The sequence below is a fragment of the Tardiphaga sp. 172_B4_N1_3 genome, from assembly GCF_052076035.1.
Classification (GTDB): domain Bacteria; phylum Pseudomonadota; class Alphaproteobacteria; order Rhizobiales; family Xanthobacteraceae; genus Tardiphaga; species Tardiphaga robiniae.
Window position 1 is genome coordinate 821,240 of the sequence record NZ_CP197238.1, and the last position, 26,169, is coordinate 847,408.

Below are 26,169 nucleotides of genomic sequence, written 5' to 3' on the forward strand. Positions count from 1 at the left end.
ACCCTCGCAGGACTTGGACGTTTTTCGGTCCGATCAGCTTGAGGTTGTAGTCATGAACGCTCCCGTATTGCTCGCGCAGCTCGCCGGTTCCACCACGCAGACCCCGCCGTCTCCGAAGAACCTGAAGCTCGAGAAGCCGCAAAATGGGCAGGCCATTTCGGTCCATCTCGACGGGAACACCAAGCTCGATTTTGCTGATATCGCGAGCGAGAAGCTGACCTTCGTCAAGGTTGGTGAAAAGCTGATCATCCTGTTCGACAATCAGTCGACGGTGACTGTCGATCCGGTGTTCGACTCGATGGGCAAGCCGCTCACCGATCTCGCATTCGACATGGGCTCCGATCGCACGCTGACAGGCGAGCAGTTCGCGCAAACATTTCCGATCACCACCGATCAGTCCGTTCTGCCCGCAGCCGGCGGTGCAACGGGCCCGACGGGCGGCGCGAATTTCGGTGATGCGACCGTTGGCGCGCTCGGTGCTTCGGGCGCGCGTCTCGCGCTGCTGACGGGCGAAGACACTGGCGGCGGCTTCGACAATCTCGACGATGGAACGCCTAACCCGTCGCCGATTCCCGGCGGCGTGACGGCGGTGACGCTGAACGAAGACGGTTTTGCGGAAGGTAATCTCGGCGGCACCGGTGACACGGGCGGCACCGCGACGTCCGTGACCGGTTCGCTCAATGTCGATTTCGGTACCGATGGTTCGAATCGCAGCTTCGCGTTCTCGCTCAATCAGCCGACGCTCGCCGGCCTGACCTCGGATGGTCAGACCGTTCAGCTCGCTTTCACCACCGTGAACGGCCAGCCCGTGCTGATCGGCTATGTCGGTGGCGATTTCAATGTCGCCGCCAATCAGGTCTTCACGGTGTCCCTGGATGCTTCATCGCTGCAGGGCAACTATACCTTCACGCTGTTGCGTCCGCTCGATCATCCGATCGGCGGTACCGAAGACACGATCAATCTCTCGATCAACGTGATCGCGACGGATGGTAGTGGCGACACTGTGGCCGTCACGATTCCGATCGGCATCAACGACGATACGCCAGTGATCGGCACGCCTGCCGATGCCGAGCTGACGGATCCGCTGTCCGGCAATCCGGCGACGCAGACGGGCTCGCTGGGAATCTCCTGGGGTGCCGATCGCTACAACGATCATGTCGATGGCGGCGTATCCGCGACCACCGGCGCAATGGGCGACCGCTCGGTCGTGTTTGCCAACACGCAGGTGACGGCCACCGGCGACGGCGCAACGGCCATCGGTACGCTGACGTCGCATGGCGAGACCGTCCACTACGTGCTGCTCGAAAACGGCACTGTGCTGGTTGCCTATACAGGCGCGACCGCGCCGACCAGCCTCGCCGACCTGCAGCAGAGCGGCACGCCGAGCGGTGAAGGCGAGGGTGGCGAAGGTGGAATTGCCAACAACGTCGTCTTCGTCGTGACCCTGTCCGACGCCAGCAATAGCGGCAGCTATGTCGTCACCCAGTATCGTTCGCTGGATCACGATAATGGTTCAGCCACGTTCCAGAACATCGATCTGGCCTTCAACTTCACTGCGACAGACAGCGATGGCGATACGGTAAACGGCACGCTGCATGCGGTGATCGCGGATACGGTGCCGGTTGTGACCGGTCCGGCCGACGCAAGCACACTGAGCGAAGGCAACGGCGAAACGCCGCCGAGCGAAGGCGGCGGGGACATGCTCTCCTTGCTGGTTGTCGGCGGTTCATTTACGCCGAAGGACACGGGCGCCGTATCGCTGCACATCGATTGGCGTTCGGACAATCAGAATCCGACGGCCGTGGGCGGCGCGCATGATCGCTCGGTCACATTCACCGCTGCGACGCAAACCGCTCTCGAGAACCTAGGCCTGACCTCCGACGGTGCGACGATCATCTACACGATCTCCACGGATGGCACGTTGTTGACGGCGACGACTGCGGCCAGCGAAGGCCATAGCGCGCGCACCATCTTTACCGTGCAGTTGTCCGACAGCGGAAATGGCAGCTACGACTTCACCTTGCTGGACAATCTGGACCATCGGGGCAGCTCCGAAGGCAGCCAGGCGCTGACATTTGGCTTCATTGCGACCGACAGCGATGGCGACTCGACGGTTCCAGCGAATTTCATGGTCAACATCACCGACGATGTGCCGACGGCAGGTGGAATCGAGAGCCAGACGCTGTCCGAGCAGACGCAGAGCGGTGCGACGAACGGCTTTGTGTCGACTTCGCTCGATAATGTTTCGCTCAATATCAATTGGGGCGCCGACGACGTGAACAACAACGGCGCGTCGATCGACCGCAAGGTCGCTTTCACGACCGCCGCAGCGCCTTCCGGGCTCACCTCGAATGGTGAGGCCATCACCTATGTGCTGTCGGAAAACGGAACGCTGTTGACTGCCTCGGCGGGTGAACGCGTCGTTTTCACCGTGAAGCTGTCTGACGTCGATAGCGGCACGTACACCTTCACCCTGCTGGATAACCTGGACCACGTCGGAGCCAACGGTGCGTCGATCGCGCTCGGCTTCAACTTCACGGCGACGGATGCCGATGGCGACCCGGTTGGTTCGTCATTTAGTGTCAACATCAACGACGACGTGCCGACGACCGGCGCCGTTGCTGGCGAAACCCTGGTCGAGAGTACATCAGCCGAGAGCTCCAACGCATTTATCGCGAAGGCCTTGAACGGCATCTCGCTGAATGTTGACTGGAATTCCGATGATGCCAACGCCGGCGGCACGAATGATCGCAGCGTCGCCTTCACCACCAGCGCGGCGCCGTCGGGTCTGACCTCCAACGGCCAGACGATCATCTACACGCTGTCCGACAACGGCATGTTGCTGACAGCGACAGCGGGCGCACGCACGGTGTTCACTGTGCAGCTCTCGGATACCGGCAACGGTGCCTACACGTTCAATCTGCTCGACAACCTGGACCACGCCGGCGCGAATGGCGCCAGCCTGCCGCTGACATTCTCGTTCACGGCGACTGATAGTGACGGCGATACCACGCCGCCTGCATCCTTTACGGTCAATGTCACCGACGACTCGCCGAGCATCGGTACCCCGGATGCCCTGACTCTCGTCGAGAGCACCAGTCCGTCGTCGTCGAACGCATTCATTTCCGCGACCGCAACCGGCTCACTCGCGGTGGATTGGAATTCGGATGACAACAACCAGGTGTCAGGACCAGGGACGAGCGATCGTTCGGTGGTCTTCACCGCCGCGACGCTGACGAGCCTGAACGCGCTGCATCTGACATCGAACGGGACGGCGCTGACCTACAGCTTCTCGGACAATGGGCAGTTGCTGACGGCCAAGGCAGGTGGAACGACGGTCTTCACCGTTCAGCTATCCGATACGGCCAACGGCACCTATGCGTTCAAGCTTCTCGACAATCTCGATCATGCCTCAGGCAACGCCAAGAACGACCTGGCGCTCACCTTCGGCTTCACGGCGACCGACAGCGACGGCGACACGACGGCGCCAGCCAGCTTCACCGTCCATGTGACCGACGACGTGCCGGTGGCAGGCGTGGGAGACACGCGCGGCGTGGACGAGGACGATCTCTTGAGTGGGACATCGCCGAACATCTTCGACCTGCAGGTCGGCGGCCGGCTGAACATCGACTGGAACTCTGACGATCACGATGGTGGGAATACTGCCAACCGTTCGGTGTCGTTCGAGCACACGACGGCTGCGGACAATGTCGTGGTGCGCGATGCCAATAATAATCCGGTGAGCCTGACATCCGACGGAGCCACCGTCCACTATGCTATTATTGGCGGGGATCTCGTCGCCTATGCCGGCAACAACCCGTTGTTCAACCGTGTGTTCGTCGTCTCTCTCGACGATGACAACACCGGCTCGTACACGTTCACGCTGCTCGGACATGTCGATCATCCGACCGCCGATGGTCAGAACACACTGACCTTTACGTTCGACTATACGGCCACCGACTCGGACGGCGACAAGAGCAGCAGCGTATTCAGCGTTACGGTCAAGGATGATGTGCCGACCATCGGTAACGCGGAGTCCGAATCCGTTCGTGAGGACAGTCTGCCGACCACGTTCTATGACACGACATTCCCGGACGCGCCGAACTCGACCGTTCAGCTCGGTGATCTCAACATCAACTGGGGTGCAGATAACAATAATTCGGGCGCAACAAACAACCGTTCGGTCGTTTTCACGACCGCAGCGGGCGCCACGGGTCTGACGTCCGACGGTACCGCGATCGTCTATTCGATCTCGGCGGACGGAACTGTGCTGACTGCGAAGGCTGGCGTCCGCACAGTGTTCACCGTCGAACTGTCCGATAGTGGTGATGGCAGCTACAAATTCACGCTGTTTGACAATATCGATCACGCTGCGTCGGGGCAGAATGATGACAGCCGGACTCTATCTTTTGGCATCAAGGCCACCGATTCCGACGGCGACTCCGCGACGGCCGATTTCGTGGTCTCCGTCGTGGATGACGCGCCTGAGGCACATACCGGCGATGGCCGGACCATCAATGAAAATGATCTCTCGAATGGCACATCGCCGAATGCGCCCGGTCTGACCACTACCGGTGATCTCAACATCTCCTGGGGCGCGGATGACGCGAATCCGTCCGCCGGAGGCGGGCTCGGCGATCGCACTGTGGGCTTCCGCTTCAACTCGGCGGCGGACAACGTCGATGCAGAGAACAGCAATGGCCAGAACCTGACGCTCCGCTCGGATGGCCAGACGGTTCAATACGCATTCGACGGTCAGAAGCTGGTCGGCTATATCGGCGCCAACCTGGCAAGCGGCACGCGCATTTTCGAAGTGACGCTCAGCGATGCCAATGATGGCTCCTACACCTTCAAGCTGCTCGGTAACCTCGATCATCCTACCGGCAGCGGCACCAATCTGGTTAACCTGACCTTCAGCTACACCGCGACTGACGGTGACGGCGATACCAGCAGCAGCAACTTTACCGTGACGATCCGCGACGACGTGCCGGAAATCGGCGCACCGATTGCTTCGACGTTGACCGAAGATACGACCATTGTGGGCGGGGGCGAGGAATTCGTGCCCCAGACTGCGTTGAACAAGTCGCTGAACATCAATTGGGGCGCGGACGACAACAACAGCGGCACTGCAAACCGTTCGGTCGCGTTCTCGTCATCCATCGACTCCGGCGACAGCGTGCACACCACGGGCTCCGGAAGTCCCGTGCTCAAGTCAGACGGTGTGACCGTGCAGTTCCTGCGGATCTCCGATACGGAGATCTGGGGCATGGCCAACGACAACGGCGGCTCGCTGACGATCAACGATCGCAAGGTGTTCCACATCACGCTGTCCGATACGGGCAACGGCACCTACACCTTCGAGCTGCTGGATAATCTGGATCACGTCGGATCTGGCCAGGGCAGTGCACTGTCGCTGCAGCTTGGCTTCGTCGCCACGGATGCGGACGGTGACACCGACAGCAGCAGCTTCACGGTTACGATCAGCGATGATAACGGCCGGCCGTCTATCGGAACGGCGCAGGCGGTTTCGGTCGATGAGGACGGTCTGACGGGCGGCAACACGCAGCCTGCCACCGGAGATCTCGCCGGTGCCGCAACGTCAGCGATGGGATCGCTTGCTATCTCCTGGGGAGCTGACAACAACAATTCCGGGGCGGCCGATCGCTCGGTTGCGTTCTCTGGCATCAGCGATGGCCAGAATGCGATGTCCAATGTCGGCCCTCTGACCGTCGATGGGGCGCAGGTCAAACTGTGGGTCGTCGGTAATACGGTTTATGGCTACACCGGCAGCAACCCGGTGAATGGCTCGACGCCGCCATCGGCCGGCAGCCAGGTGTTCACGGTCTCGCTCAGCGATCTATCCTCGGGCAACTATACCTTCAACCTGCTGAAGCATCTCGATCACCCGGCAGGTAACAACGAGAACGATATCACCCTCAGCTTCGGCTATCAGGCCACGGACGCCGATGGCGATGTCACAGCGGCATCGACATTCACCGTCACGGTCAATGACGATTCGCCAGTTGCGACGGGAGCGGTCACCGCGGCGACGGTGCTGGACGACGATGCGTTTGCTGGCGGCAACGCGGGCGGCGCCGGCGATGTCACCAATGCCACCTCGGCAACGGGCGCAGCCGGTGCGCTGTTCTCGGCCGGCGCGGACGGGTTCAAGAGCGTGACGCTTGGGACGACGACGGCATTCAGTGCGATTTACAAGGATGCCAACGGCGTTGCTCACCAGGAATCCGTCACGTGGGGATCGGCAAGTGTATCGGGTGGCGTGACCACCTGGACCGCGATCGGTGCCGTCAGTGGCGCCACCGTGGCAACATTGGCGATCGGTGCAAACGGCTCTTACACCTTCACAACCTCCAAGCCATTGGTGCATCCAACGGCCGGAGCTAATGAAGAAAACCTGTCGCTGACCTTCAACTACACCGTGACCGACGGCGATAACGATCCAGCCACCGGATCGCTGACGGTTAACGTCAATGACGATACCCCGGTATCCCAGGGCACCGTGACGGCCGCGACGACGCTTGATGACGAAGCGCAGACCGTCTTCACGCCGACCAATGCCGGAGGTGGGTCTGGCGATGTGAGCCCGGACACCAACACCACGTCGGGAGCCGCCGGCAGCCTGTTCACCGCCGGTGCTGATGGCTTCAAATCGGTTGCAATGACATCCGCGACCTTCAGCGTCGTCTACAAGGATGCCAACGGCTTCGCTCTGACCGAGACCGCGACCTGGGGCTCGCCCGTGGTGGGCGCCAATGGCGCCACCACCTGGACGGCGACCAGCACCCACTACGGCTCTGCCGCTGTTCTGGTCATTGGTGCGAACGGTTCGTACACGCTGACCGTGAACGCGCCGATCGCACATGCAACGCCCGGAACTGCGGAAGACAACAAGGCGCTGACCTTCAACTTCACGGTCACCGACGGCGATGGCGACACCGCCACCGGCTCGCTGACGGTCAACGTCAATGACGACACACCGGTGTCGAAGGGCATCGTGACGGCCGCGACGACGCTTGACGACGAAGCGCAGTCGCTGTTCCCGGCCAACACCGCAAATGTGTCGGGCGATGTGAGCCCCGACGTCAAGACGGTCTCCGGCGCTGCCGGCAGCCTGTTCACTGCCGGTGCAGACGGCGTGAAATCCGTTGCGATGACGTCGGCAACCTTCGGCGTCATCTACAAGGACGCCAATGGCTTCGCGCAGACCGAGACTGCGACCTGGGGCTCGCCGGTGGTGGGCCCCAATAGCGCCACGACCTGGACAGCAACCAGCGCGCATTACGGCTCCGCAGCCGTTCTGGTGATCAATGCCGACGGATCCTATAGCTTCACCGTCAACGCACCGATCGTCCACGCAGTCAGCAGCACGACGGAAGAGAACAAGGCGCTGACCTTCAACATCACTGTCACCGACGGCGATGGTGATACGGCGACCGGCTCGCTGACCGTCAATGTCAACGATGACACCGTCGTCCTCGGGACCGCCGTGGCGGGCTTCGTCGACGAAGGCAATCTGGCCGGCGGCAACAAGGACGACGGTTATCCGGGCGATCTGACGATTGCCCAGGGCGACAATGGCACGCGCACCACGTCCGGCTCCCTAGCGATTGCGTTCGGCGCCGACGGCAAGGCGGCGACCGTTACGGGCGGTACGTCGACGCAGACATTTACGTTCAGCGGCAACAGCAACCTGACTGCCGATCTGATCGTCACCCAGGGCACGGTCAATCATCCATCTGCCTCGGGGATCGTGTTCGGCGGCATCAACAATCCGATTATCATCAATGCCAATGACAGCTTGCCGTTCAAGCTGGACGGGATCGACCTGGGACTGTCGGGTGCTCAAACGACACCGACCGTCATTCTGAAGGGCTACGATTCCAACAACAATCTCGTCGCGACCTATACGCTGAGCGTGGCCAATGTCGCATCGCTTGTGTCGGGCACGCCCACGCATTTCAATGCCGCGGGTACACCATTCGCGAATGTTCTGATCGACAGGCTCGAGATCTATACTGGTAATGGCTTCAACGGTTACGTGATGGCCGACAACTTGGTCGTCACGCAGAATACGAGCAGCGGCCCGATCGTGGTCGATGCCGCCGTCACCTTCACCGACCATTCGAACGGACTCGCCAACCTCGTTGTCAAGGATGCCAATGGCAACGACGTTACCGCTTCGCTGACGTCGAATGGCGCGGCTGTTCACTATGCGATGATCGATGCCGTGACGTTGATCGGTTACACCGGCGCCACCGCGCCGACGTCGCTCAGCGATGCCCGTGTGGTGTTCTCGGCCGTTCTGTCGAGCGCCTCGGCGAACGGTGCCTACACCTTCACGCAGAACGCAAACCTCGATCATCCGATCGCGGGCCAGGAGGACGATCTCACCTTTACCTTTAACTTCACTGCCAAGGACGGCGACGGTGACAAGGCGAACGGACACTTCACGGTCACCGTCGATGACGACGCTCCGACCGCGACTGCTGCCGTGCTTACGGGAGCGGTCTATGAAAGCGAACTGAGCACCGCTACCGGCGATCTGTCGACCGGCACGCAGGCCGGAAACGCCGATAACAAGAATGGTGATGCAGGTACCGACGATTCGATCCTCGTCGGGAATCTGTCGTCACTGGTTTCAATGGGAGCGGATTCGCCCGGTACCTTTGTGGTGGAGACCATGGGCCTGTCGGCGTCACTGACTTCACTGACTTCGGGCGGTGTTGCGCTGACCTATACGGTCGTCGGAAACACGCTCATCGCTTGGGCTGGTTCGAACCAGATATTCACCTTCGCGGTCAATGCCTCGACCGGCGCTTATACGTTCACGCTCAAGGGGCAAATTGATCACGTTGCGAATTACGTGATCGACAATGCCTCGATTCCGGTCGCAGCGATCGACCAGCCGGGCGAAATCTATGCGGTTGCGGCGATCAACGGCAATCCTCGTGCTTTTGAAGGCCGCCTGCCAGACGGCGATGTCATCATCAGCGTCACGAACAGCGGAAACACGGCGGTTAACTGGGTCCTGGATAACACGTCCGGCGGCACCGATTATCCGCTGTCGATCGCTGCGAACACGACGATCTTTATCAACGTTGGACAAATCTCGACGCCGCCCAACGTGCACTTCGAGTTGACCGGACCGGGTGCCCCGAACGGGCAGACGACGGTAAATTCGGGTCATCAGGACATCGCCGTTACCGGCGGAACAGATACGCTTGCGCTCGATCTTTCTTCGGCGGTTACCGTTCGCGATGGCGACGGCGATACCGTTGCATTGCACGATCAGCTCATCGTGACCGTGACCGACGATGCTCCCGTCCTGGCTGGTGCTGCGGCGACTGTGACAGTCGACGAGACCATCACGCCCCTGGCGCAGGTGGCCTATGGCAGCCTGAAGATCACGATCGGCGGTGACAAGGTCGGCGCGCATCTCGACTTTGCGACCGACAGCAATGGCCAGCCTGTGCATCCGGCCGGTCTGACATCGGACGGCGTGGCGCTCGACTACGTGCTGCGGACCACCCAGTATGGCGAGAAGCAGCTCGTCGCCTTCAAGCATGGTGACACGGTCGACAATCCGGTCTTCATCGTGGCGCTCAGCTCGCCCTCGAACCCGACCTATATCTTCACGCTGTTCCAGAACCTCGATCACGCGGCGAATTCGAACACGCTCGATCTCGGCTTCACGGTGCGCGCGACCGACGGGGACGGCGACTATGTGGATCAGGCGATCCACATCAACGTGACGGATTCGGTCCCGACCATTCCGGCGACGACAGTTCAGCGCGCAGGCGTACAGGACGATGCGCTGATCAACGGCAATCCTGAGCCCGGCGATACGGCAACGGCGTCGGGTACGTTGAGCCACAACTTCGGTGCGGACAGCAACGGTCATCTGTCGTGGGTCAGCGCGACGCTGCCGACCGGTGGATATACCAGCGTTATCAACGGCAACGTTTTTGAGGTCTATCAACTGCAGAACAACGTGAACGTGAAGGTCTTCACGGTCACTCTCAATCCGACCACCGGCGAATATCAGGTGGAGCAGTTCGCGGCCATCCATCATCCGAATGGCGCCGGCGAACTCGGTGAAGGATTCAATCTTAGCTATCGCGTCACCGATGGTGACGGCGACTATGTGGAGAGCTATCTGCGCGTCGTTGTCGGCGATGACGTGCCGGTGATCATCGGCAACGCGACGCAGGCCAACCTGCTCACCAACGGCGATTTCTCGGACGGCAGCTCCTGGCATGACGCCTCGTACGGTGATTGGGCGACGGGCGCTACCGGTTGGAAGATCACCGGTACGGAAGCCGGCCAGACCGGTGTTCAGCTCGAGCGCGTCCCAAGCGGCTATTTCGGGGTTGTGACGTCGAATGGCGAACCGATGGTTGACCTCGGTGCGTCGCCGGGCAACATCGCAGTCTCCCAGACCCTCAACGGTCTGACGGCCGGCCAGCACTATACGCTGAGCTTCGAGATCGGCACGTACGATCCGTCGTCCTCGGGACTCCAGGTCTATTGGAACGGGCAGCTCGTTGGCACCTATGCGCCGGGCTCGACCATGGCCATCCAGACGCTCGACCTCATTGCGGCCGGTGGTGCGAACGCCGTCACCTTCAAGGAGGTCGGCAACGCCGCGGACAATACCGGCACCTATCTGGCGAATGTCAGCCTGGTTCAGGCGTCGTCGACGTCGCTGCCGCTCTTCCACGCGGATATCGGCGAGGATGGCTCGTCCGTCGTGTCGCTGGTCAGCGGGACCAACTACCGCTTCGGTGCCGATGGCCCGGGCTCTGTGGCATTCGACACTGCACACGCCACCATTTCCACGCCGACCGGTACCACGCTCGGCGTGCCGTCGATCTCCTACGATCCGGTCACGGGCAAGGTGACGGTCAATCCGGGCTGGGGCTTCAACGGCCTGAGCGAAGGTGAGATCGCAACCCTGTCGGTGCCATTCACGGTCACGGACTCGGATGGCGACAGCAAGTCCGGAGTCTATCAGTTCACGATTCACGGCACCAATGACGCCGTGACGACGTCGGAGGGCTTCCCCGATGCCGGCACGATGACCGAGTATGTGGAGACCGATCCGCAGGCGGGATCAACGGCAGATCGCACGCGCTTCACCGACAGCTCATGGGGCGGCGGCTACAATGGCGGCGGCTTCTGGATCTACGATGACCAGGGCGACACCCATACGCTGACCGTGACGCCTCAGGGCACGGGCTATATCGGATACGTGACTGCAGTGGTCGCGGAAGAGACGTTGAATGACGGCAATGGCTTCGTCGATTGGCAGTATCACGTCACCGATGCACAGCTGAATTTCCTCGGCGCTGGAGAGACCAAGCAAGAGGTCTTCCGCATCCTCGTCAGCGACGGGCACGGTTCGTCGGCCTATCGCGACATCACGGTCACGTTGGTCGGCAGCAACGACAAGCCGGTGATCTCGATTGACGGCGGCGACAGCGATCATGTGTTCCTGACCGAAACCAATGCCGGGCTGACCGCCAACGGTACACTGAGCGTGACGGACGTCGATCTCTCCGACACGGTCACCGCGAACGTGTTGTCGGTGACAGCATCGGGCTCTGGAATTGAATCGCACTTCACCAATGCGCAATTGCTGGCCTTCATGACGGTTGCAACCGGTGACGTGACCCCGGCTGGCAGCGCCGCCGGCGATCTTGCATGGACCTTCAATTCGCAGGGCCAGGCCTTCGATTTCTTGCCCAATGGCTGGGAATCCGTCCTCAGCTATACGATCCAGGTCTCGGACGGTCACGGCGGCATGGACACTCATGTGGTCGAGATCAAGATCCATGGCACCAATGACGCGCCGGTCGTCGATCTGAACGGTGCTGCGCCGGCAGGCAATGACATCGCTGTCACCGCCGTCGAGTCGTTGCCGCAGTGGATCTTGAGCAGCGCAACTATTACCGACGTCGATTCCACGACGATGCATTCGATGAAGGTCACGTTGACAACGCAGCCGGATGGGCTCGGTGTCGAGGGCCTTTCGTTCAATACGAGTGCGACGAACGCTCTGACGACGGCCGGCCTTACCTATGGCTATGACGCGACCACCGGCGTTCTCACAGTGACCGGCGATGCGTCCAACGCCGTCTACCAGACCATCATGCGCGGTGTTGTCTATCAGTACACCGGCGACGCCCCGAGCACGGGCGACCGCACTGTGACCGTGGTTGTCAATGACGGTCTGGATAACAGCATCACGCACACGGCAACGGTGCATGTGCTGCCGATGAACGATGCGCCGTCGCTGGCGGGTCCGCTTGCGGCAACCGTCACCGAAGGCGGCATCCATACCCTCACGGCCGCCGAACTCGGCTACACCGATCCGGACAACACCGCCTCCGAGGTCGTCTTCCACGTATCGAACGTCCAGCACGGCACCATCACGAATGGCGGCGCTCCGGCGACGTCATTCACGGCCGCCGAGCTTGCCGCCGGCCTGATCAAGTTCACCCATGACGGCTCGGAAGATTCGACGACGACCTTCCAGGTCACTGTTGAGGATGGCAACCAGGACGGCTCGACGCCGGTCCCGGGCACCTTCACCTTCACGGTGGAGGGCGTGAACGACGCGCCGGTCAACACCTTGCCAGCCGGTACGCTCACGGTTGCGGAGGATACCCCGCTTGCGATCACCGGCCTGTCGATCAGCGATAGCGATGCTGGTACGTCGTCGGTGACGACGACCCTGTCGGTCACCAGCGGTATGCTCACGGTGCTGGGTGGTTCAGGTGTCACCATCGCCGGCAATGGCTCGGCTACGGTCACGCTCACGGGTAGCCAGGCCGATATCAACGCCGCACTGGCCCTGGCCAACGGCGTCGTCTACCAGGATGCGCTCAACCATAACGGTGGAGTCGACCTGACAGTCACCACTTCTGATTTGGGCCATACCGGATCCGGCGGCTTCCTGACTGATACCGACACCGTTCATATCGACGTTACCCCGGTGAATGACTCTGCGGTCATCACGGGGGCGATCTCCGGTACGGCCGTCGAGCCTGGCTACCTCTCCGCGGGAACTTCGGCGTCGGGCGATCTCAACTCGACCGATATCGATAACCCTGCAGATGCCTGGACCGTCGTCGCTACGGCGATTGCGACGGCCAGTGACTATGGCAAGTACACGATCGATGCGACTGGGCACTGGACCTATACCGTCAACGACTCGAATACGACGGTGAATGCGCTGCAAGTCGGTCAGCATCTCACCGATACCTTCACCATCCAAACGGTGGATGGCACCCCGCAGATTGTGACGGTCACGATCAACGGCGCCAATGATGCGCCTGTTGCAAATGACGACCATCTCTTTGGCGCGGGCGTCGACCAGAATGTCGTCACGACCTTCTCGACCAGCCTGTTGCTCGGCAATGATACGGATCCCGAGGGCGACACGCTCAAGATCCACTATCTTGGCGTAACCAGCACCGGTGCTACGCTGACGCTGGATGAAGCCACCGGCATGATCGCCTATGATCCGAGGTCTGTCGGAATTCTTCAGCAGCTTGCCGTCGGGCAAACCCATACCGACGAATTCACATATGTGATCGACGACGGTCATGGCGCGCTGGCCGCGGCAACGGGCTATATCACCATCATCGGCACCAACGATGCGCCGGTCATCACGTCCGTCGCGAGCGATGCCAAGGGAACGGTCGTGGAAGACGCCCCGGTCAATGCCGTTAGCGGCCAGTTGACCGCCACCGATATCGACAATGATGCGACGCAGAGTTGGACGATGTCCGGTACGCCGGCCTATGGCACGATCGCGATCGATGCGACCGGCAAGTGGACCTACACGCTGAACAACAGCCTGCCGGGAGTCCAGGGTCTGGCCGGTGGGCAGCAGGTCACGGAAGTCTTCACCGCGACTGTGACCGATGACCATGGCGCCTCGGCAACCCAGACGGTGACGGTCACGGTGACCGGCACGAACGACGCGGCTGTCCTGTCGTCTGCCGTGGTTGCGCTGACTGAAGTCAATGCTGCGATCAGCACCAGCGGCACGCTGACGATCACCGATGTCGACAGCCCGCAGACCTTCGTTGCCCAGAACAACGTGGCGGGCACCTACGGCGCGTTCTCGATCGACACCAACGGCGCCTGGACCTACACGGCGAACTCGGCCCATAACGAATTCGTGGCTGGCCAGGTCTATACCGATACCTTCGCGGTGACGTCGGCAGACGGCACGCCGACCTCGGTGGTGATCAACATCTTCGGCACCAACGACGCGGCTGTGCTGTCGTCTGCGGTGGTTACGCTGACCGAGGGCAATATGGCTGCCGCGATCAGCACGGGCGGCACGCTGACGATCACCGATGTCGACAGTGCGCAGACCTTTGTTGCCCAGAGCAACGTGGCCGGCACCTACGGCACGTTCACGATCGGCACCAACGGTGTCTGGACCTACACGGCGAGCTCGGCCCACGACGAGTTCGTGGCGGGTCAGGTCTACAGCGAGACCTTTGCGGTGACGTCGGCAGATGGCACGGCGACCTCGGTGAAGATCAATATCACCGGCACCAACGATGCGGCTGTGCTGTCGTCTGCGGTGGTGGCGCTGACCGAAGGCAACACCGCTGCCGCGATCAGCACTGGCGGGACGCTGACGATCATCGATGTCGACAGCCCGCAGACCTTCGTTGCGCAGAGCAACGTGGCGGGTACCTACGGCACGTTCTCGATCGGCACCAACGGCGCCTGGACCTATACGGCCAGCTCGGCCCATGACGAGTTCGTGGCGGGCCAGGTCTATAGCGAGACCTTCGCGGTGACGTCGGCAGACGGCACGGCAACTTCTGTGAAGATCAACATCACCGGAACGGCAGATAATGCGGCGCCGGAAACTCAGGCTGTCACAGCTTCCGGGAACGAAGACACGCTGATCGCTGTTCAGCTCAAAGGCACGGACGATGGCGCTCTTGCGGGCTTCCGCATCAAGAGCCTGCCGACGGATGGTGCGCTGTATCTCAATGCGGACGGTACTGGCGCCATCAGCGACGAGCAGCTCATCTCGGGCACGAGCCCGTTGACAGTGTACTTCAAGCCGAATGCGAACTGGAGCGGAACGACGAATTTCGACTACACGGCTCGCGATACGACAGGTCTTGAAGATACAACGCCGAGCACTGCAACGGTTAATGTCGCTCCTCTTGTGGACAGCTACAGTCTGACCACGGTCAGCTCGACCACCCCGGTGCCGACCGGAAATGAGTTCCGGGTCAACACGACAACGGCGAACGATCAATCCGAGCCGTCGGTTGCCGCGCTATCGAACGGCGGTTTCGTTGTTACTTGGCGGTCCGAGACGTCAAGCACCAGCTACAATATCGTTCAGCAGCGCTACGGCGCTGATAAGAATCCGTTTGGCGGCGAAGTCATCGTTCAAACCGTTACGGGTGTGAACGCCCCGTATACAGCGCCCGAAGTTGTTGGGCTCGCAAATGGTGGCTACGTCGTGATGTACGACAAGCCCTATGTCGGCGAATATGTCCGCATCTATGACAGCGCTGGCGTTGGTGGATCGGAGATTAAGGTCAACACCAGCAATCTGAACATTAATGGAAATGGCTCCATTACGGCGCTTTCCGGGGGCGGCTTCGTCGTCACCTGGGACAACTATACTTACCAGATAGATGGGACGAGCGACGTGTTCGGCCAGATCTACACGTCCAATGGTACCAAGGTTGGAGGCGAGTTCCGGGTCAACAGCAATACCGCCAGCTATCAGTTTAGTTCCAGCGTCGGTGCACTGAGTGATGGTGGCTTCGTCGTTGCCTGGAATTCGGGCTCGGGGGCATTCACGGTACAAGCGCAGCGGTACGATGCCGCAGGTGTGAAAATTGGAGGCGAATTCCAGGTTGCAGCGCAGACCACCGGTATCGGCGGAAGTCAGGACACACCTTCGGTGGTCGGCCTTAAGGGCGGTGGTTTCCTCGTGGTGTGGTCATCCCAGACCGATTGGGAAGCCGACATCAAGGGCCAGCTCTACGACGCCAATGGCAGTGCGGTCGGGAACAAATTCGTTATCAATACGACCGTCATTGGAAGCCAACTTGTGCCTGATACCGTCGCTCTGGCGGATGGCGGTTTCGTTGTGACCTGGTCGTCAATCAACAACGGTATCTCCAACATCTACGGTCAGCGCTACACCGCATCCGGCGTAAAGGCTGGTAGCGAGTTCCTGATCGACCAGACGACCAGCGACTATGACACCGGACATGCCGGCAATCTGATCACGCAGTTGAGTTCGGGTGAGCTCGTCACGGTGTGGACCCAGAGCCCATCGGCCAATACCGACGGCGAAGTTCATGCCCGCGTGATCACTTTGCCAGCCGGCATCCTGGCTACTGAGGATGTTGCTGCGGCAGTACCGCTCAATATCACTTTCACCGATACGGATGGCTCAGAGCATGTCAGCCAGGTTGTGCTGAGTGGCTTGAAAGTCGGGACGACGTTCAACATTGGCCACGTGGATGCCCAGGATGCGACCAAGTGGGTTATCGATAGTCCCACAGCCGCACAGCTTGCGGCGCTGATGATGACGCCCGCGATGGACTACAACGGCACCTTCACGATGACCGCTACGGTGACCGTGCATGATGACGCGGCTCTGTCGACGGGGGCGACCTTCGACACCGCCACGTCTGTGCTGACGATCCCGGTGACGGTCACTCCGGTCAACGACGCGCCGGTTATCTCCTCCGCCGCAGCCGTTAGCGTTCCGGAAAATGCGACCACCGCCTATCAGATCGTTGCAACGGATGCCGATGCCGGAGCCGTCCTGACATATTCGCTCACCGGCACCGATGCGGCGTTATTCAATGTGTCGTCGACCGGCTCCGTGACATTCAAGAACGCGCCGAATTTCGAGGCTCCGGCGGATAGCGGCGCAAACAACAAGTACGATATCATCGTCCATGCGACGGATGGTATTGTCGATACGACCAAGGTCGTTCAGATCACGGTGACTGACGTCAACGACGCTCCCGCGGCGGCGGCAGAGCCGCTCGCAGTCGGACGTGGTTACGCGGTGACCGGCGCCAACAGCGTTTACGCGAACCAGGTGATCGACGTCGACGCGATCTATCCGTCGCTGTTCGCTGATCCCGAAAACGGCGCAGTGACGTGGTCGACGGGCGCTCTGCCGACCGGCTTCTCTTTCGATCCGTCCGGCAAGACGCTTACCTTCACGACGGCGACGCCGACTGGCGTCTACGACATCACGCTCTATGGCAGCGATGGCGTGAGCACTACGAGCGAGGTCATCAAGGTCTGGGTCGCTGGATCGACCTCGAGCTGGAGTTCCGGAAGCGGCGGACCATCCGAAGATACACTTATTGGCGGAAGCTCCGGAAGTACGCATAACGCCAACAGTGGCAACGACTTCATCGATGGCAATGGCGGCGGCGACACCATCAACGGAAGTGACGGCAACGACGTTCTTTATGGCAATACCGGCACCGACACGATGAGCGGCGGCAACGGTAATGACTACATCAATGGCGGAGCTGAGAACGACACCATCAATGGCAATGACGGTGATGATTGGCTGGTCGGTGAGGGCGGCAACGACGCCATGACCGGCGGCCTCGGTAATGACACGCTGATCGGCGGTGCCGGCAACGATACCTTCAACTACACCATCGGTGATGGGGTCGATCGTGTATACGGCGGCACCGGTACTGATACACTTGCAATCACCGGAACTACGGGCAGCGATACGCTCAACGTCGTGGTGTCGAACGGCACAATCACGCAGTTCGCCGGCGGTACGGTGCAGGATGTCGAGAGTGTTACGCTCGATCTCGGCGCCCATGGGACGGCAGGCGATACGCTCAGCTATGCCGGTACGGCATCGACCGAGGCGATCACGGTCGATCTGGCAAATGCGGTTGCGACTGGCTTCACCAGCATCGCGAACGTCGAAAATGTCACCGGCGGTGCCGGCGATGACACGCTTACCGGAAATTCCGGAGCGAATACGCTGATCGGCGGAGGCGGCGACGATGTGCTCGTGGGTGGCAAGGACGACGTGACGGTGCAGATTCGGGCGACGGGCCAGGATCTAGCCAGCAATGCGAACTACTTCCGCTTCGAATTCCTTAAGGGAAGTGCGACCGACTTCGTTGATACGATGACGATAAATCTGCAGGCCGGTACCGACGGCAATGCGGTCTTCGACAGCAATAACGGTGGCAGCGGGCTTAACGGCGACAGTCACTGGGGCCCAACCTTCTCGAATGCTACAGGGGGAGCGAACGAGTTTAATTTCAATACCGACAACCCAGACAATGTGGGGTCGATGACGGTCAATCCGTTAAGCCAGCAGTTCGGCGTCGGCATGGGCATCAGCTTGAACGTCGACATCGACAAGCTAGGCTCCGGCAGCAATGCGGAAGGCGATGCCTATCTGCTGGGGACTGTCGGTGCCACTGTAACCGTCACGCTCGAAAACGGCGGCGGGTCAGGTAGCGCGGCATTCGTCGCGAACGGTACCAGCGGTGCTACGGCCGTCGTTAACGTGGTCAGGGATCTCGCTGACTACCTCGATGGCGGCGCAGGTAACGACACGATCTATGGCGGTGGCGGTAACGACACCATCATTGGCGGGATCGGCAACGATACGCTGTATGGTGGATCCGGCGGCGATATCTTCAAGTTCGCTGAAACCGGCGCCGCGAACCTCGACAAGATCCTCGACTTCAGCAATGCGGAGGGCGACAAGATCGATCTGTCCGGTTTGCTCGATGGCATCGCGGGCGTTGCGGCGAACGGGTCGAACATCGGCAACTATGTTCAGCTGACCCAGAACGGTAACGACCTGTCGGTGAAGGTCGATACGAGCGGTACCGGCAATTTCTCCGGCAACACCCATGACGTTGCGACGCTGGTTGGCTACGGCACCAGCAATGCTGACATCGTGAACATGGTGTTCAAGAACACCGACCACACGATGACAGCATAAGAGATCGGCCAGGCCGGTGGCCTGGCTGTCTTCTCGAAGTAGAAAAAGAAAGCCCCCGATCTTCGGGGGCTTTTCGTTTCGGGGGGGGTGGCTCTTGCGGGGGGGCTCGGAGCCCTGCGTCCTAGATCTTCTGCCCCTGCGGCGTCTTCGGCAATGCTGGCACCACGCCTCCGCCGCTCCCGCCCACATCGATCCTGATCCGCTGCACCTCGGTGCGCCCGGCCGGATACTTCACCTCGATGGTCACTTCGTCACTGCCGACGAAGTCCGCCTTCGATTGATAGAAGGCGATGAACCCTGGTACTTCGAGCGCGAGGCACTGCTTGTAATTGGTAGCGCTCACCTTGCCGCGCTTGATACTGACGGTGCCGTTCGCAGGTGGGGTGACCATGCGCAAGGCGGGCAGGGTGCCCGAGGTGCAGTCGGGCTGGACGTTGAGATAAACGCCGACCTGGAAGTTGCGCGCGGTCGGCCCCTTGGCGGTCCGTTCGACGACAGTCGGTGTCGCGGCAGGCGGCATAGGCAAGGGCGTCTGAGCCCAAACGGCGGTTCCGGCACCGGTTCCCGCCAGAGTGCTTATGACGAGACTCAGCGCGACAACCGGCTTGCGAAACATGGAATTTCTCTCGATTGGCAGGTAATAACAGCGCGGCGCGACATCCCAAGGATGCAGCAAAAGTACTGTCATATCAATGGATCGGGCGCCCGTAGGCCGGGTTGATGAGGGGCGGTTGGCCGGTCTCACGACTTGGTGTAATTCTTTGAATCAAAACGTGTTTGGGTAGCTCCGCGGGGCAATCGCCACATCTGTGGCGGGCATGCTAGGAGAACCCACGGCGCCAGTATGGTGAATCGCCGCGCCGGCTCTTAAGAATTTTGAGGTTTGTTGAATGGTGTCGAAAGAAACTTCCGCAGCGAAGGATGCGGTGCGCACGCTGCGTGTCGGCGTCGTGGGCGCAGGTGTCATGGGCACCAATCATGGCCGCGTGCTGGCCGGGCTGCCGGGCATCGAAATGGTCGGCATCGTCGATCCCATGCTCGAACATCGCACCCGCGCCGAGAAACTGATCGGCTGCAAGACCTTTGCCGATCTGGACGCACTGCTGACCGCTGGCGTCGATGCCGTGACCATCGCAGCGCCCACTCACTTGCATCACGAAGTCGCGCTGGCCTGCATCGCCAAGGGCATTCACGTGCTCGTCGAGAAGCCGATTGCGTCGACTGTGGAAGAGGGACGCGAGATCGTCGAGGCCGCGCGCAACGCCAAGGTCACGCTGATGATCGGCCATGTCGAGCGTTTCAACCCTGCCGTTGCCACCATCAAGAAGGCGATCGAGGGCGAGGACATTCTGTCGATCGGCATCACGCGCGTCGGCCCGTTCCCGCCGCGCATGTCCAATGTCGGCGTTGTCATCGATCTCGCCGTGCATGACATCGACCTGATCCGCTGGTTCACCGAGAGCGACATCGTCGAGGTGCAGCCGCAGCTGGCCTCCGCCGTCGCCGAGCGCGAAGACATAGCGCTGCTGCAGTTCCGCACCGCATCCGGCGTACTCGCTCATATCAACACCAACTGGCTGACGCCGTTCAAGGCGCGCACCGTCACGGTCGCGACGCGCGGAAAATATGTGATGGGCGATCTGCTGACCCGTCAGGTCACCGAATGTTTCGGCTTTAAGACCGATGGCAGTTATTCGATGCGGCATCTGCCGGTCGGGCAGGACGAGCCGCTGCGCGCCGAATTGATGGCGTTTCTCGATGCGGTGCGCACCGGCGGCGTGCCGGCGGTGACCGGCGAGGAGGGCGTTGCTTCCCTCGAAATCGCGATCCAGTGCCTTGAAGCGCCGAAGAAGCGCGCGGCCACAGCATCACGTCCGGCGCCCCGCAAGGTGGTTGGCTGACGCAAGCGCGGCCCGGCGCATGCATACGCCGGCGTCCAATATCCAGACTTCAACACGACACTCTGCAGGCCAGGCATCATGAACCAGCACACCCGCATCGACCCCGTTCCCTTCATCGACCTCAATGCGCAGCGTCAGCGGCTGGGTGCGTCGATCGACGAGGCGGTCACCCGCGTGCTCAATCACTGCCAGTTCATCAATGGTCCGGAAGTCGCCAAGCTCGAAGCAGAACTCGCCAAATATTGCGGCGCTAAACATGTGATCAGCTGTGCCAGCGGCACCGACGCGCTGATGATGGTGCTGATGGCTAAAAAGATCGGCCCGGGCGACGCCGTGCTGTGCCCGTCCTTCACCTTCTGCGCCACCGGCGAGGCCGTGGCATTGGTCGGCGCGTCGCCCGTATTTGTCGAAGTCGATGAAGTCACTTTCAACATCAGCCCTGAGTCCGTGAAGCGTGGCATCGCGACCGCCAAAAAGGCCGGTCTGAAGCCCCGGGCGATCATCCCGGTCGATCTGTTCGGCCAGCCCGCGAATCTCGATGCGATCAACGCCATCGCCGAGGCCGAGGGCCTGTTTGTGCTGGAAGACGCCGCGCAGGCCTTCGGCGCGACCTATAAAGGCAAGCGCGTCGGCACCTCGGCGCTGGCCACCACCACCAGCTTTTTCCCGGCCAAGCCGCTCGGCTGTTTCGGCGATGGCGGCGCGATCTTCACCGATGACGACCAGCTCGCCGAGGACCTGCGCAGCATCCGCATCCATGGCCAGGGCTCGGACAAATACGACAATGTCCGTCTGGGCATCACCGGCCGCCTCGACACCATCCAGGCCGCGGTGCTGCTGGAAAAGCTGAAGATCTTCGACGACGAAATCGCCGCCCGCAACAAAGTAGCCGACCGCTACGCCCGCAGCCTCGGCAATCTCGTCACGGTGCCGCGAGTCGCCGAAGGCAATACGTCGATCTGGGCCTGCTACGTGATCCGCCTGCCGAAGGGCACGGACCGCGACGCCTTTGCCAATGCGCTGAAGGCGCAGGGCGTGCCGACCGCGATCTATTACGCGAAGTCGATGCATATGCAGACCGCCTATAGGGACTATCCGGTTGTCGATGGCGGCTTGCCGGTCTGCGAGGCGCTGTCGGCAGATGTCATCAGCTTACCAGTGCATGCCTATCTCGACGAGGCTACCCAGGATCGTGTCATCCAGGCTGTGCGCGACGCGCTGGCGACCTAAGTTGAGCATTTTGCACCGCCGCTTCATGCTGTAGAAGCGGCTGATGCTGGGACGCATTTTCACCGTCGGCGGATATACGCTGCTCTCGCGGATCACCGGTTTCGCGCGCGACATCATGCTCGCGGCGATCCTTGGCGCCGGGCCGGTGGCTGACGCCTTCTTCGTGGCGCTGCGACTGCCCAATCACTTCCGCGCCATTTTCGCCGAAGGCGCGTTCAATGCCGCTTTCGTCCCGGCCTATGCCCATGTGACGGGAAAGGGCGGGCCGGCATCGGCACATCTGTTTGCCGATCGCATCTTCACGCTGCTGTTTGCGTCGCAGGTCGTCCTGCTCATTTTGGCCATTCTGTTCATGCCGCAGGCCATGAGCATCCTGGCGCCGGGCTTCACCGATGATCCCGCGCAGCGTCATCTCGCCATCGAGCTGACACGCATCACTTTTCCCTATCTGCTGCTGATCACGCTGGTGACGCTCTATGGCGGCATGCTGAACGTCATGCAGCGCTTTGCCAGTGCCGCGGCGGCCTCGATCTTCCTCAATATCTCCATGATGGCGACGCTGGCGCTGGCTGCGTTCTTTCCGAGTGCAGGTCACGCGGCGGCTTGGGGCGTGTTGATTTCGGGCTTTCTGCAATATTTCCTGCTCGCCGGAGACTTGCAGCGCCATGGCGGGCTACCGCGTTTCGCGCCGCTGCGCCTCGACGAGGACGTGCGCGGCTTCTTCCGCGCGCTCGGCCCGGCCACGCTCGGCTCAATGGGCACGCAAGTCGCATTGTTTGCCGACACCATCATCGCGACCTTCCTGCCGGTCGGCGCGCTGTCGGCGCTGTATTACGCCGACCGTCTCAACCAGTTGCCGATCGGGGTGATCGGCATCGCCATCGGCACGGTGCTCTTGCCGGAAATGTCGCGGCGGATGGCGGCAGACGATCACGTCGGCGCCATGAGCGCGCAGCGCCGCGCCTTCCTGTTCACGCTGTTGTTCTCGCTGCCCTTCGTGGCTGCATTTCTCGTGGTACCCGATGTCATCATGCGGGCGATGTTTGCACGCGGGGCCTTCACCAAGGCCGATGCTGCCGTCGCTGCGGCGACGCTCGCCGCCTATGCCATAGCGCTCATCCCCTTCGTGATGATTCGCAGCGCGGTCGCAACCTTCAATGCCCGCAAGGATACCACGACGCCGATGATTGCCGCGCTCACCGGCATCGCGGTCAATGTCGCGCTGAAGATTCTGCTGATGGGGCCTCTGGCGCAGATCGGCCTTGCGCTTGGCACCGCGGCGGGAGCCTGGATCAATCTGCTGCTGGTCATCTTCTTCGCCATGCGGGCCGGTTATCTTGAATTCGACCGCGCATTCCTGCTGGCGCTGGGCAAATTCGCGTTGACCGGCGTGGTCCTCGCTGCGGTGCTGTGGGGGACCGCGCGTCTTGCGGCGGAGCAGTTTGCGGGCCTCACCAGCCTCCGCGACGAAGCGACGCTGGGAGTTCTCATCATCGTGACCGTCCTGGTCTATTCGGCATTGGTCCTGATGCTTTTCGGCAAAAGCTGGCTGCGCAGCCTGGTCCGCGCCAGATAGCTCGCTTCATCGTGTCCCAAAGTCGGGCAGGGCGACGCTCTGTGCCACTTGCCGCCATCCTCCCGCAGTGTAGATTGAGTCTAAGCTGCATGCGGAGGAACGATGGCCCCCATCAAATTCGGCGTCGGACAGAGTGTCCTGCGCAAAGAAGACGACGCCCTCATTCGTGGCCGTGGCCGCTATACCGACGATCATGCGCCCGTCACGCTGCATGCCCTCGTGCTGCGCTCGCCGCATGCCCATGCCAATTTCACCATCGATGTCAGCAAGGCGCGCACACTTCCGGGTGTCGCTGCGATTCTGACGGCGGAAGACACCAAGGACCTCGGCGGTCTGCCCTGCCTGTTCAATCTCGAGGATCATCCTTTCACCGGGCCGGATTATCCGATCCTCGCCGCCGGGGAAGTCCGCCATGTCGGCGACGCCGTGGCCTTCGTGGTTGCGGAGACTGTCGCGCAGGCGCGCGATGCGATTGAGGCGATCGAGGTCGACTGGAAGCCACTGCCGTCTGTGAACGGTCTGGTCAATGCCGTCGCCAAGGGCGCGCCGCAGGTGTGGGCCAAGCATCCCGGCAACATCCTGTTCGATGTGCCGATCGGCGACAAGAAGGCGGTCGATGCGGTGTTCGCCAAGGCGCCAGCTGTCGCCGAGGTGAAGATCGTCAATCCGCGCGTCATCATCAACTATATGGAGACCCGCGCGGCGATCTGTGAATACGACGCCAAGCGCGATCACATGACGCTGACCATCGGCAGCCAGGGTAGCCATCGTTTGCGTGACATTCTCTGCGACAACGTGCTGAAAATGCCGAAGGACAAGATGCGCGTGATATGCCCCGATGTCGGCGGTGGTTTCGGCACGCGGCTGTTTCCCTACCGTGAATATGCGCTGGTGGCCTTTGCCGCCAAGAAGCTCGGCAAGAATGTGAAATGGGTGGCGGACCGGACCGATCACTTCCTCGGCGACGCGCAGGGCCGTGACAATGTCACCCATGCTCGCATGGCGCTGAGTGACGACGGCAAGTTTCTCGCCATGGATGTCGACCTGATGGCCGACATGGGCGCGTATCTGTCGACCTTCGGGCCGTATATCCCGCATGGCGGCGCCGGCATGTTGCCGGGTCTCTACGACATCCAGACATTCCATTGCCGCGTGCGCACGGTGTTCACCAACTCCGTGCCGGTGGATGCCTATCGCGGCGCCGGCCGTCCGGAGGCCGCCTATGTGGTCGAGCGTCTCGTCGATCAATGCGCGCGCAAGCTCGGCATGTCGCCGGATGCGATCCGCCGCAAGAATTTCATTTCGCCGAAGGCGATGCCGTACAAGACCGCGACGGGCAAGGTTTACGACTCCGGCGATTTCACCGCGCATATGAAACGCGCGATGGATGTCGCGGGCTGGAAGGAATTTCCAAGGCGGGCCAAGGCCGCGAAGAAGGAGGGCCTGGTTCGCGGTATCGGCATGGCCACCTATGTGGAAGTCTGCGGCACCATGGGCGACGAGACCGCCAACGTTGCTGTTGGCGCCGATGGTGACATCACGATCCTGATCGGCACCCAATCCACAGGACAGGGCCACCACACCGCCTACGCGCAGATCGTCGCCGAACAGTTCGGCGTGACGCCGGATCGCGTGCACATCATTCAGGGCGACACGGCGAAGGTGGCGACCGGTCTCGGCACCGGCGGCTCCGCATCGATCCCGACCGGTGGCGTCAGCGTGCAGCGCGCCACCAGGCAGCTCGGTATCAACCTCAAGGAGCTGGCGGCGGATGTGCTGGAAACCAGCGCCGCCGACCTCGAGATCGATGGCGGCGTGGTGAAGATCGCCGGCACTGATCGCTCGGTGTCATTCGCCGATCTCGCAAAGAAGGCCGATCCGTCGAAGCTCAATGCGTCTGAAACCTTCAGCAGCGCCGACGGCACCTTCCCCAACGGCACCCATCTGGTCGAAGTCGAGATCGATCCTGCGACCGGCAAGATCGCCATTGTCAATTACGTCATCGTCGACGATTTCGGCGTCACGCTGAATCCGTTGCTGCTGGCCGGCCAGGTTCATGGCGGCACCATGCAGGGCATCGGCCAGGCGCTCATGGAGCAGGCGATCTATGATCCCGAGGACGGCCAGCTCGTCACCGGCACTTTCATGGACTATGCGCTGCCGCGCGCGGCCGACGGCGCGCCGATCTCGTTCGAGACCCACAACATCCCCTGCGTGACCAATCCGCTGGGCGTGAAGGGGGCTGGCGAGGCTGGCGCCATCGGCTCCTGTCCGGCTGTGATGAACGCCATCATCGATGGTCTCTATCGCGAATACAAAATCGAGCACATCGACATGCCCGCAACTCCTGAGCGGGTGTGGATGGCGATCCGCGAGCACGAACGGCTCCACACGCTGTAAAGCGTCGCCGCCGGGAATAG

6 protein-coding genes are annotated in these 26,169 nt (G+C 61.4%); 5 read left to right on the forward strand and 1 reads right to left on the reverse strand.

Features of this window, described 5'->3' with window-relative positions:
- Positions 1-52 precede the first annotated feature (52 nt).
- Positions 53-19,042, forward strand: coding sequence for a T1SS-143 repeat domain-containing protein (locus AB7783_RS03645; RefSeq protein WP_441276863.1), 18,990 nt, complete (start codon positions 53-55; stop codon positions 19,040-19,042).
- 121 nt (positions 19,043-19,163) lie between these two features.
- On the opposite strand, the gene AB7783_RS03650 is transcribed toward AB7783_RS03645, so the two are convergent.
- Positions 19,164-19,562: a hypothetical protein gene (locus tag AB7783_RS03650; RefSeq protein ID WP_441279634.1), complete on the reverse strand. Its 399-nt coding sequence runs from the start codon at positions 19,560-19,562 to the stop codon at positions 19,164-19,166.
- A gap of 370 nt (positions 19,563-19,932) precedes the next feature.
- On the opposite strand from AB7783_RS03650, the gene AB7783_RS03655 reads away from it, so the two are divergent.
- The 4 genes from AB7783_RS03655 to AB7783_RS03670 all read left to right on the forward strand — a co-directional run bounded on the left by AB7783_RS03655 (position 19,933) and on the right by AB7783_RS03670 (position 26,149).
- Entirely contained in the window at positions 19,933-20,943 is a 1,011-nt protein-coding gene (locus AB7783_RS03655) for a Gfo/Idh/MocA family protein (protein ID WP_441276864.1), read from the forward strand.
- Positions 20,944-21,021: 78 nt separating this feature from the next.
- On the forward strand, positions 21,022-22,173 hold the full coding sequence (locus AB7783_RS03660) for a DegT/DnrJ/EryC1/StrS family aminotransferase (protein ID WP_441276865.1): 1,152 nt from the start codon (positions 21,022-21,024) through the stop codon (positions 22,171-22,173).
- A gap of 43 nt (positions 22,174-22,216) precedes the next feature.
- Entirely contained in the window at positions 22,217-23,749 is a 1,533-nt protein-coding gene (gene murJ, locus AB7783_RS03665; protein WP_441276866.1) for a murein biosynthesis integral membrane protein MurJ, read from the forward strand.
- Between the two features lie 102 nt (positions 23,750-23,851).
- Positions 23,852-26,149, forward strand: coding sequence for a xanthine dehydrogenase family protein molybdopterin-binding subunit (locus AB7783_RS03670; protein ID WP_441276867.1), 2,298 nt, complete (start codon positions 23,852-23,854; stop codon positions 26,147-26,149).
- Positions 26,150-26,169 lie beyond the last annotated feature (20 nt).

What these genes read in the sequence shown, in the direction of transcription:
- AB7783_RS03645 (WP_441276863.1), top strand. Translation starts at nt 53, where the DNA reads ATGAACGCTCCCGTATTGCTCGCGCAGCTCGCCGGTTCCACCACGCAG.
- AB7783_RS03650 (WP_441279634.1), bottom strand. Translation starts at nt 19,562, where the DNA reads ATGCCGCCTGCCGCGACACCGACTGTCGTCGAACGGACCGCCAAGGGG.
- AB7783_RS03655 (WP_441276864.1), top strand. Translation starts at nt 19,933, where the DNA reads ATGGTGTCGAAAGAAACTTCCGCAGCGAAGGATGCGGTGCGCACGCTG.
- AB7783_RS03660 (WP_441276865.1), top strand. Translation starts at nt 21,022, where the DNA reads ATGAACCAGCACACCCGCATCGACCCCGTTCCCTTCATCGACCTCAAT.
- murJ (WP_441276866.1), top strand. Translation starts at nt 22,217, where the DNA reads ATGCTGGGACGCATTTTCACCGTCGGCGGATATACGCTGCTCTCGCGG.
- AB7783_RS03670 (WP_441276867.1), top strand. Translation starts at nt 23,852, where the DNA reads ATGGCCCCCATCAAATTCGGCGTCGGACAGAGTGTCCTGCGCAAAGAA.